This window comes from Pseudoalteromonas sp. PPB1 (genome assembly GCF_015356275.1).
Lineage (GTDB): Bacteria > Pseudomonadota > Gammaproteobacteria > Enterobacterales > Alteromonadaceae > Pseudoalteromonas > Pseudoalteromonas rubra_D.
On the sequence record NZ_JACEQV010000039.1, the window covers coordinates 17,799 to 28,185 of the forward strand.

Here is a 10,387-nt window from a genome sequence, read left to right on the forward strand (position 1 = left end):
GCAATTGCCAGGCAATAGGAGTAAACTAAGCGCAAACTACATAAACGGATACTTTTATGTTTGAAGCGAAAAAGGTCATTGGCTCACTATTGATGCCCTTACCACTAACGCTACTATTGATTGCGCTTACTTTACTGTTTGTTGCAAAAACAAATCGCAAATCTTATTTGTTTAGTTGGCTGGCCGTGCTAAGTCTCTGGGCTATCAGCACCCCTTTTGTTGCAGCCAAACTGATAAGCCCCATTGAAGCAAAATTGCGCCCTTTTTCGATTGATAAGCATCAGGATGTCGACTATATCCTTGTGCTTGGGTGTAGCCTTAGCCCGAATGACAGGCTAACGGCCAATTTACAGCTATCCGGTTGTGCCTTATCTCGCCTCACAGAAGGTCTGAGACTCAGTCATCAGTATCCTAATGCCTACCTGATTGTATCAGGCGCAGGTCACAGCAAAGCTACCAGCAGTCGATTAATGGCTAACACAGCAATCGCATTAGGTACGCCTGCTAGCAAAATAGTCCAAAACCCAAAGGCCAGAGACACGGCGGACGAAGCTTTGTTACTTGCAAGCAAACTGGTTGACAGTAAAGTGGCGTTGGTCACATCTGCCAGCCATATGACACGTGCACAGAATTTGTTCGCCGCCCAGGGCGTTGATACCATTGCAGCACCGGTACAATTTTATAGCTTCATAAATACACCTGACTATAAACGTTTTATTGCCAGTGCATCCGTGCTGCAGGCCGTCACCACCTATGCACACGAAGTGTTGGGACTGCAGTGGATTGCGTTGCGTCGTATGATTGACCCTCAGGCATTATAAACTAGTCCAAAAGTCGGACGCATTGCACCTAATTACACACTGATTAGCGATGAATCAGAGCTTAAAAGCGCAAAAAATTGAAAAATTCCTCAAAAATAGGTATAAATATCGTTTAATCTTAACCTGCGTATCCGCGTATAACACGACTGGGATTTACGATGAGTAAACTAGATAAAACTGAAGTTTTAAGTGCATTTGAAGCCGCATATGAAGCCGCCAACGGCAAAAAGCCTGAGATCACCACTAAGCCTGGCTGGTACAGCATTGACGGTGGCAAAAATATGCGTCTGGCAGATGTAGCAGCTTTAACCGAAGAGCTAACTTCAGGAACAGCCGCAACAGAACAAGCTGCGCCAAAGAAAAAAGCAACAACGAAGGCCACTGCGCCTGCTGTTAAAAAAGCAGCACCGTTTACGGTTGTTAAAGCCAATGATGATGGCTATACCGCAGAAGAAGCTTGGATCATTGAGCTGGCTGAAAAGGATCATGATTGCCGCCTGCCACGTGGCGTTGTGTAATCACCTTTTGTGTGGGCCAGCACATGCTGGCTCATTCTCTTCTAAAGGTTCGACTATTCAGTCACCTGTCACTAAAACTTTGCTATTTCCTGACACATTCGGCTATGCTTTTGTGCAATAAAACATCACTTGAGCAAAGTAAGCAATGTACCTTCTCTACCGCTGCTATCATTTTTTACTGAAATCGATTGTCAGATTTTTTGGTATTCCCGCACCTCAGCTATACCAGGGTACACAAGGGCTGGACAATGCTATTGCTGACTTATCTTTACCCGATAAGGCTCAGGTCATGGTTGTCACAGACACAGTGTTACACAAGTTAGAGATCATTAAACCTGTGCTTAATGCCCTACACACTCGCAACTTGTGTCCGGTTATATACGATCAGGTTCAAGCCAATCCCACAATAGAGAACATTGAACAAGGATATCAGACTTATAAGCAACATCGCTGTGAGGCCATCATTAGTGTAGGAGGCGGATCAGTACTGGATGCCGCAAAGTTAATCGGTGCCCGTGTTGTCAGACCAACTCGTTCAGTCGATGCTTTTTCAGGGTTATTTAAGGTGCTTAAAACACTGCCCCCGAACATCGCCATCCCCACAACGGCAGGCACAGGTTCAGAAACCACAGTTGCAGCAGTATTTAACGATAATAAACATAATAAAAAGCTCGCCGCAGCAGACTTTTGCCTGGTACCTCAGCGGGCAGTTTTGATCAGTCAACTCACCACAAGCTTACCCGCAGGGATCACAGCTACCACAGCGATAGACGCACTGACACACGCCATCGAGGCTTTGTTGAGTATCAATGCCACTAAGCGCACCGATGACAAAGCACTTGAGGCATGTTCACTCATATTTACCCATTTACCAACCGCCTATCAACACGGCCAGGATTTGAATGCAAGAGAAAAGCTGTTGTATGCTTCATTTCTGGCCGGACAGGCATTTACTCGAACTTCGGTTGGCTATATTCATGCCATTTCACATCAACTTACAGCCAGATATGGCACGCCGCATGGCCTTGCAAATGCGGTGCTGTTATTACCTGTGCTGCACTGGTATGGCAGCAGAATACATCCTCAGCTGGCAAAGATTGCTCGCCACTGTAGTCTGACTTCTTTGGACTACCCCGAAGCGCAACAGGCTGAGGATCTCATCACTCATATCACTCGCTTACTTGCGCAGCTGAATATTCAGACTCAACTTAATGAGGTGCTCAAAGACGACATTCAATCATTGGCAAGAATGGCACTCGACGAAGCGCACCCTGACTATCCGGTACCGCATTTTATGGCACTTCCGGATTGCCAGCATATATTGGCACAGATCCGGGCCTGACCTGCGACAAATTAGCTCACCACACTAGTATCATTGCGAAACCGCTGGCGAGCCACTTTGCCCCAATATGGATCCTGATAAGTGTCCTCTTGCACGCCCTCTATCCCGGCAGACGCAATTGCACTGCGCCAAAATTGCGTTGCATACTCGGCACCAGTGATTTGTTTAATTGTCCATCGACCCGGCTGTTTAGCCCAGAGTGTGTGAGCAAATTGGGCACCTTGCCCTGCTCTACGATATCGCGGCACAATATAAAACTCACAGACCTCAAACGCGTTTTTCTGATGATGTGCGATTGCCGCCAAGCCTATAGGTGTTTCATTGTCATACCATAAATAACCTGTGACATTCCCCTCCAGCACAGTATCTAGCGCGAACAAGCCATCCGCGCCGGGGTTTTTATTTGTGATTGCTGAAAACTCAGCCTCATAAGCCTGGGCTAAGTTCAGGTAAACAGGCAGGTTATGAGTGTCGACCGGAATAAGCATGCAGCACCTCCATTATTTACTAATATACAACGGTGAGTATATTACGAAATTAAGGATGTAATGTGCAGCACACTCCGGCACATGGGATGCTGGTTGAGTTATTAACGTGGCAAACCTGCTTCATCACCAGGGACAACATCCTGTTCAAGCAGCGCTTCGGCACACCACTTTTGCATCGCAGGACATGTCGCCACTTTGTCCATATAAGCTTTGGCTAGTGGCCCGAGGTCAATGCCATAGGTGATGAAGCGCATCACTACAGGTGCAAACATGGCATCAACAATGCTCCAGCGGCCAAATAGCCAACCACCGTGTCCTTCAAATTCACTCAGCTGCGCTTGCCAAATTTGGCCAATCCGCGCGATGTCTTTTTGCGCCGCCGCCGATAACTGTACATGCCTCTGTGCCCTGATATTCATTGGCATCTCTGCTCTGAGTGCTAAAAAGCCACTGTGCATTTCTGAACTCAGCGCCCGTGCTCTGGCACGCAACTTAGGGCAAGCAGGCCAGGCCTCCCCTGATAAATAAGCTTCATTGATATATTCACAAATTGCCAGTGACTCCCACACAACCAGTTCACCATCAACCAATAATGGGACTTTTTGTGTCGGGCTAAGTCCGGACAGCGCCTTGTAGAACCCCTCAGTCTCCAATTTAAGTACCACCTCCTCGAAATTTAATTCATATCTTTCAATCATTAACCAAGCTCTTAGTGACCAGGTGGAGTAGTTTTTATTTCCGATATAGAGTTTCATTGTCGCCCTCAAGTCATTGCATGTGTTTGTTAGTTGCTCTACTTTAGGTTGCAAATTGATCTTAAACCAGCGGATAATTCTGATATCAAACATCAATATCTCTTATGAGTATGGACATAGAATCTCTACGTAGCTTTATCGCCTGTGTCGAAAACGGCAGCTTTACCCGGGCAGCCAGCCAACTGCACCGAACTCAATCAGCAATCAGTATGCAAATGAAAAAACTCCAGCAGGACGTAGGTAAACCTTTATTTGAAAAGTCAGGTCGCAAGCTACACTTGACTCAGGATGGCCATACTTTGATGCGTTATGCCAGACGGTTAGTACGCTTACACGACGATACCCTGACTTACATGCGCAGCAGCGAGCGAGTCACTCAGCTTAGACTCGGATGTCCTGACGATTATGCTGAGACTATTTTACCTAGACTTGTCAACCAATTACATCAACACTGGCCAAACCTGGAACTGGACATTCACTGTATGTCAAGCAACCGAATAAAGGATGCACTGGACCAGAGCGAATTAGACTTGGGCATCATTACTCGCAGTCCGGATTCTGAAGAAGGGTTACTTCTATACCATGATCAGGGCGTCTGGGTTGGAAAACCTCATTCGAAAGCACCTTTACCGTTGGCCATATTTCAACGAGACTGCCGCTTTCATCAGGCAGCCACTGAGGGGTTGATGAAACAAGAGCGACCATTCAAGATCATTGCAAACTGTGGCAGTGCATCCGCTTTACGCGCACTGGTTAAGGCGGGACTGGCAGTGGGCGCATTGGCAAGAAGTAGCGCACAGGATCTTAATATCATTACACATTCAGGTCTTCCTGCATTGCCGGCTATTGAAGTGGTGCTGATCAGAAGCAATACAACGGCTAACCCGGTGAAAGAAGATGATTTACGCACTCTCTGTGATGCAATCCAACGTTTTGATTAGTCTATTAATCTTTGCTCACATTCACTCTACATGCGCTTACATTTTATGACAGGCCACAAACAGACTCTCACAAGGACTCAGCTTAAACTTGTCAGCAAGTTAATCAAACGGAATGACAGCAATGAAATCTTTATCTCTCCTCACACTCGTTTTTGCAGTTTCAGCCTCTTTCGCAACACAGGCTGCACAACATGATGAAAAACACCGCGTAGGTGCACAACTATTCGGCGGCAGCGCTTCGTATAAAAGCTCTGATCAGGATGGGGATGGCGTTACGCATGTTTATGCATATTATAACTATCAATATGATTCTACCTGGGCGCTGGAAGCGGGTATCAACACAGGTATGGAAGCCGATGAGTGGAAGTGTACAGATGACAACGACGATAAATTTACGTGTACACGCAATGACAAGGCGCTATTTGAAATCGGCGCAAACGAATTAGATTATGACAACTTTGTACTTGCGGTAAAAGGCCAGTATCAGCTCACCGAGAATAACTACTTGTATGGTAAGGTCGGTGCACATTATTACGATTACGAAATTGGCTACAAAGGTAAAAACATGGTTGAGGAAGATGGGGTCAGCTTTTTAGCTGAGGCAGGCTGGCAATACGACTGGGACAATGGTTTGTCAGTTAATGCTGCTATTCAATATATGGATATGGGCGACCTAGATACCTCAAGTCTGGGTGTAGGTATCAGTTATCGCTTCTAAATGAAGCAGCAAAACGCGCAGCTATAGGCTGCGCGTTTAGTATTAGCTCTGCAATAATTGCTGCTGCAATAGCTGGACTTCATCACGTATACTCGCGGCTTTCTCGAACTCCAACTCACGCGCATACTGCATCATCTGAGCCTCCAGTTGCTTAATCTGCTCTGTGAGCTCTGTCACACTCTGACCCTGTTTGACAACCGCCGGCTGTTTCGCCGCTTTGGAAATCTTCGCAGCTTGTTCCGGCGACACTTCTTCACCTAAGTCCATTACATCAGTGATCTTTTTAACCAAAGCTTGTGGCTTCAGGCCATGCTTTTCATTATAAGCATGTTGAATAGCACGGCGTCGTTCAGTTTCATCGATTGCCTGACGCATAGACTTGGTTACCACGTCACCATACAAAATCGCTTTACCGTTAATGTGTCGCGCAGCCCGACCAATCGTCTGGATCAGAGAGCGGGTCGAGCGTAAAAAGCCCTCTTTATCTGCATCCAGGATCGCCACCAAAGACACTTCGGGCATATCCAGACCCTCTCTCAGCAAGTTAATACCGACCAACACATCAAAGACACCTTTACGTAAATCACGAATAATCTCCATACGCTCCACGGTATCTATGTCCGAGTGTAAATAACGTACCCGGACATCATGATCATTGAGGTAGTCAGTCAAATCTTCCGCCATACGCTTGGTCAAGGTTGTAACCAGGACTCGTTCCTGCAATTCAACCCGCCGATAGATTTCCGAGAGCAGATCGTCAACCTGAGTCGCAACAGGGCGCACTTCCAATATAGGATCGAGTAATCCTGTCGGACGGATCACCTGCTCAGCTACCTCCCCGCTCGAGCGCTCGATTTCATAATCTCCCGGTGTCGCCGAAACATAAATCGTTTGCGGTGCGATTGCCTCAAACTCTTCGAATTTGAGAGGCCGGTTATCCATGGCAGAAGGCAATCTGAAACCATATTCAACCAGGTTTTCTTTACGGCTGCGATCTCCCTTATACATGGCACCTATCTGTGACACCGTGACATGAGACTCATCAATGATCATTAGTGCGTCGTCTGGTAAATAATCCAGTAAGGTTGGCGGCGGCTCGCCAGGTGCTCGCCCAGATAAATAACGGCTATAGTTCTCAATGCCTGAGCAATAACCAAGCTCGGTCATCATCTCAATATCATATTGCGTGCGCTGAGCAACCCGCTGCTCCTCTACCAACCGGTTATCGGTCAGCAATTTATTGCGACGCTCTTTAAGTTCCAGTTTGATTTTCTCAATCGCATCTAAGATTTTCTCGCGCGGCGTGACGTAGTGAGTTTTTGGGTAAATCGTGGCACGCACTAAGTGCTTTTCAACCGCTCCGGTGAGCGGGTCAAACATGCTGATCCGTTCAATTTCTTCATCGAACATTTCCACCCGGATCGCATAGGTATCTGATTCTGCTGGGAAGATGTCAATGACTTCTCCCCTGACCCGATACGTACCACGGCTAAAATCCATGTCGTTACGGGTATATTGAAGCTCCGCCAAACGTCGCAACATAGCTCGTTGCTCCATAGTTTCACCCACTTTAAGCAACAGCATCATTTTCATGTAAGAGTCAGGGTCGCCCAAACCATAAATCGCAGAAACCGAAGCAACAATGATCGTATCCCGACGCTCCAACAAGGCTTTTGTTGCAGACAAACGCATCTGCTCGATATGTTCATTGATTGAAGCGTCTTTTTCTATAAACGTATCACTGGCAACAACATAGGCTTCAGGCTGATAATAATCATAATAAGAGACAAAATACTCCACCGCATTGTTGGGGAAAAACTCTTTCATCTCACCATACAACTGCGCCGCGAGGGTTTTGTTGTGCGCCATAATAATGGTTGGCCGGTTCAAGTTATGAATAATATTGGCCATGGTAAAGGTTTTACCTGTACCAGTTGCACCCAGCAAGGTCTGATGTGCCAGACCTGCTTCTAAGCCATCACACAACTGTGCAATGGCTGTAGGCTGATCACCATTGGGTGAAAACTCGGAAACCAGGTCAAATACATCACTCATACTGTTTTCTCCAGAGGTTGACTCACTCGCATCGCATTAAGGGTGCTTGTAAACCATTTATACGCCAGTATTGCAGTGAAAAGGTTACCAACTGCAGCACCGATAAACAGCCCCTGAATACCCGCAAAATGTGACCCCAGGTAGGCACAAGGCACATAAAAGACAAACAGACGGACTATGCTCAATACTAATGCCCGCATTGGCTTATGTAATGCATTAAATGACGAGTTAGTGAGAATGATCACCCCTTGCAAACCATAACTCAGTGGCAAGGTATAGATAAATAGTTTAATAATGTCGATTACCTGAGGCTCATCACCAAATGCCTGACTAATCCAGTGTGAAGATGCAATAAGCAAGATGTAGATAGCAAATTGCCATGCCATCACAAATTTCAAAGTAGTCTGATAAGCATCTTCAACACGCTGATATTTCTGAGCACCAAAATTCTGACTGACGAACGGAGGTAAGGTCATAGACAGCGCCAATACTACGAGACTGGCAATAGACTCTATACGGCTGCCCACACCAAAAGCCGCCACAGCTTCAGCACCATAAGTGGCGATAATTGCGGTCATGACTGCCATGGCGATTGGCGTGAGCATATTTGCTCCGGCGGCTGGCAAGCCAATCTTGAGTATTTTACTAGTCGCCTGGAAGATGCTCTGCTGTGGGCTGGAGAATTGTAGTAAGCGCTTCTTAACAGTCAGTAAGTATAAAATAAATACAACGCCAACGCTCCAGGCTATCACACTGGCTATCGCTGCACCTTTCACTCCTAGCTCAGGAAATGGGCCGTAGCCAAAAATAAGCAAAGGGTCCAGGATCGCATTAATAAGTCCACCCAATCCCATAATCAGGCTTGGCGTCTTTGTATCACCACTGGCCCTGAGAATAGAGTTGCCTATCATCGGCATAATCAAGAATACAGCCCCTGCAAACCAAATCGAAATATAGTCATAGATATAAGGCATGGTTTGCGGACTTGCGCCCAGTAATGTGAATATAGGCTCAATTAACACATAACCAATGGCCGACAAAACAGCAACCATCACCGCGGAGACTAATAAAGCGACAAACCCATCAAACTTAGCTTCATCCATATTATTAGCACCCAGAGCTTTAGCAATGACCGCCGACGTACCAATACCAAGTCCGATTGCAAGACTGATGACAGTAAAGGTAACAGGGAAAGTAAAGCTGACTGCTGCAAGCGGCTCAGTACCTAGCAAACTAATGAAAAAGGTATCAATTAAGTTAAAACTCATCAGAGTGATCATGCCAAAAATCATGGGGACGGTCATACGTCTTAGCGTTAGGGCGATTGACCCATTGAGAATATCACTACCTGGACTTGATTGACGAACTTCGGACATAGTTTGCTTTACCTCATGTAGAAGCGGGTATTCTAATGGATCACCCTCTGTGATGCACTCAATTAAACAGCCATTTATATGTAGATACGATACGTACAACCTGCCTATATAGATGTCATACCTTGTTGCATTTTGCTTCTATCTCAATGTGCTTGTACTAAATTGGCCATACACGGACCCATAACAAAGAAAGTAAGTTATGCCTCGATGCTGACCACGCCCGGATAGGGCAATAAAATTGTTTTATTGGGGTATTTCACATCAACTCAAACTTATTTAGGAAAAAGTCGGTTTTTTATCGCACCAGTACTTGATTCGGGTCACTTTTTGCACATTGTTGGTGCTGATACGAAATAAATCCGTCATATTTTGCATTTCTCATTCCAGATTGACGCAATTTATATAAGCCACTGAATAATAATAACAAAATATTTTTCACCAAAACCCTTGCATCGTCGCTATACCCCGGAATAACTGGCTTTGTAAGACTTTTTAAAGTTTAATAAACAATGTTATCCACAGATTCCGTGGATAACTTATCACAGCCTTTAAAAATAAAGGCCTAGCCTACGATCCAGACAAAGGATCGCAACATATACGATGATCCTGCCACTAACGGGCTGGGATCAAGTAACAATTCAAAGCAAGATCGCACTCCTTTAGACCAATATTAGAATATTGCAAATTTGAGGCGATACGAGCAAAAACACTTAAACCATTGACTATTAAGGGGTTTGCATTTTTCACAACATTTATATGCAATAATTCTGTATATATTGAGTAATTTTTGTGCAATAAATTCCAATTATACTGGATTGTTATTCGATCATTTCTAAGATCTTTTCCGGATCTCACAGTGTCACAATTATTGATCCCAACTAAAGTGTAAAAAAAACTCTCTTCGAACAAAAATAAGACATAAACTCCAAAAATTAGACATTTTGTGATCGAGCCGAATTCCCCGCTCAGGATTCCTGGTCGCTCTTAAGAGCATCAAGAGGCCTATCAGGCAGCTAAAAAAGGGGCAAATCGCGCATTAATTCAACGAACGGACTGCTTTTTTACAATTCAATGATTTTTATTGTTGACACCTTGCCTAGCGGTCATTAATATTTCGCCCCGTTGAGAGACATGCTTCCCCCTTAGCTCAGTTGGTTAGAGCGACGGACTGTTAATCCGCAGGTCCCCCGTTCGAGTCGGGGAGGGGGAGCCAATCTTTCAATGGAAACGATTACACCTATCCACGCGGACCTGAAGATCTTACCTTCGGTAGGTGGCTGGACTTTATCCGATCCTTTCTTTGACTTTACGGACAAAGCGAACCGCGACACCTTTGTCAGGTCAATGCGCGAGTTCCTGACTACCTGGAAATT

At 45.5% G+C, this 10,387-nt stretch carries 9 protein-coding genes and 1 tRNA gene; 6 read left to right on the top strand and 4 right to left on the bottom strand.

Annotated elements, in window-relative coordinates:
- Window positions 1-56: 56 nt before the first annotated feature.
- From IY568_RS23210 to IY568_RS23220, 3 genes are all read left to right on the top strand, one after another.
- The gene (locus tag IY568_RS23210; RefSeq protein WP_194868828.1) at window positions 57-821 is read left to right on the top strand and encodes a YdcF family protein; all 765 of its coding nucleotides are present in this window, start codon (window positions 57-59) and stop codon (window positions 819-821) included.
- Between the two features lie 158 nt (window positions 822-979).
- The gene (locus IY568_RS23215) at window positions 980-1,339 is read left to right on the top strand and encodes a hypothetical protein (protein ID WP_010386474.1); all 360 of its coding nucleotides are present in this window, start codon (window positions 980-982) and stop codon (window positions 1,337-1,339) included.
- A gap of 145 nt (window positions 1,340-1,484) precedes the next feature.
- The gene (locus IY568_RS23220; protein WP_194868829.1) at window positions 1,485-2,681 is read left to right on the top strand and encodes an iron-containing alcohol dehydrogenase; all 1,197 of its coding nucleotides are present in this window, start codon (window positions 1,485-1,487) and stop codon (window positions 2,679-2,681) included.
- Between the two features lie 11 nt (window positions 2,682-2,692).
- Here IY568_RS23220 and IY568_RS23225 read toward each other — a convergent pair whose 3' ends face one another.
- Entirely contained in the window at window positions 2,693-3,169 is a 477-nt protein-coding gene (locus IY568_RS23225; protein WP_194868830.1) for a GNAT family N-acetyltransferase, read from the bottom strand.
- Window positions 3,170-3,270: 101 nt separating this feature from the next.
- Window positions 3,271-3,924, bottom strand: a complete 654-nt coding sequence (locus IY568_RS23230) for a glutathione S-transferase family protein (protein ID WP_194868831.1) — start codon at window positions 3,922-3,924, stop codon at window positions 3,271-3,273.
- A gap of 110 nt (window positions 3,925-4,034) precedes the next feature.
- Between IY568_RS23230 and IY568_RS23235 the strand changes: the two genes are divergently transcribed.
- Window positions 4,035-4,865, top strand: a complete 831-nt coding sequence (locus IY568_RS23235; protein ID WP_228553541.1) for a LysR substrate-binding domain-containing protein — start codon at window positions 4,035-4,037, stop codon at window positions 4,863-4,865.
- 121 nt (window positions 4,866-4,986) lie between these two features.
- Window positions 4,987-5,583 (top strand): porin family protein, encoded by a 597-nt coding sequence (locus IY568_RS23240; protein WP_125564473.1) that lies wholly within the window; start codon window positions 4,987-4,989, stop codon window positions 5,581-5,583.
- 42 nt (window positions 5,584-5,625) lie between these two features.
- Here the strand turns inward: IY568_RS23240 and uvrB are convergent, their stop codons facing one another.
- Both uvrB and IY568_RS23250 read right to left on the bottom strand, forming a co-directional pair.
- A complete protein-coding gene (gene uvrB / locus IY568_RS23245; protein WP_194868833.1) occupies window positions 5,626-7,638 on the bottom strand; it encodes an excinuclease ABC subunit UvrB in 2,013 nt (670 codons plus the stop codon).
- A complete protein-coding gene (locus IY568_RS23250; protein ID WP_125564469.1) occupies window positions 7,635-9,014 on the bottom strand; it encodes an MATE family efflux transporter in 1,380 nt (459 codons plus the stop codon). The genes uvrB and IY568_RS23250 overlap by 4 nt, the downstream gene beginning before the upstream one ends.
- 1,136 nt (window positions 9,015-10,150) lie before the next feature.
- Here IY568_RS23250 and IY568_RS23255 point away from each other — a divergent pair.
- A tRNA-Asn gene (locus IY568_RS23255) sits at window positions 10,151-10,227 on the top strand.
- Window positions 10,228-10,387: the final 160 nt, after the last annotated feature.

Excerpts from the sequence above, each read along its gene's own strand:
- IY568_RS23220 (WP_194868829.1), top strand. The coding sequence starts at position 1,485 with ATGTACCTTCTCTACCGCTGCTATCATTTTTTACTGAAATCGATTGTC.
- IY568_RS23215 (WP_010386474.1), top strand. The coding sequence starts at position 980 with ATGAGTAAACTAGATAAAACTGAAGTTTTAAGTGCATTTGAAGCCGCA.
- IY568_RS23235 (WP_228553541.1), top strand. The coding sequence starts at position 4,035 with ATGGACATAGAATCTCTACGTAGCTTTATCGCCTGTGTCGAAAACGGC.
- IY568_RS23210 (WP_194868828.1), top strand. The coding sequence starts at position 57 with ATGTTTGAAGCGAAAAAGGTCATTGGCTCACTATTGATGCCCTTACCA.
- IY568_RS23250 (WP_125564469.1), bottom strand. The coding sequence starts at position 9,014 with ATGTCCGAAGTTCGTCAATCAAGTCCAGGTAGTGATATTCTCAATGGG.
- IY568_RS23225 (WP_194868830.1), bottom strand. The coding sequence starts at position 3,169 with ATGCTTATTCCGGTCGACACTCATAACCTGCCTGTTTACCTGAACTTA.
- uvrB (WP_194868833.1), bottom strand. The coding sequence starts at position 7,638 with ATGAGTGATGTATTTGACCTGGTTTCCGAGTTTTCACCCAATGGTGAT.
- IY568_RS23230 (WP_194868831.1), bottom strand. The coding sequence starts at position 3,924 with ATGAAACTCTATATCGGAAATAAAAACTACTCCACCTGGTCACTAAGA.
- IY568_RS23240 (WP_125564473.1), top strand. The coding sequence starts at position 4,987 with ATGAAATCTTTATCTCTCCTCACACTCGTTTTTGCAGTTTCAGCCTCT.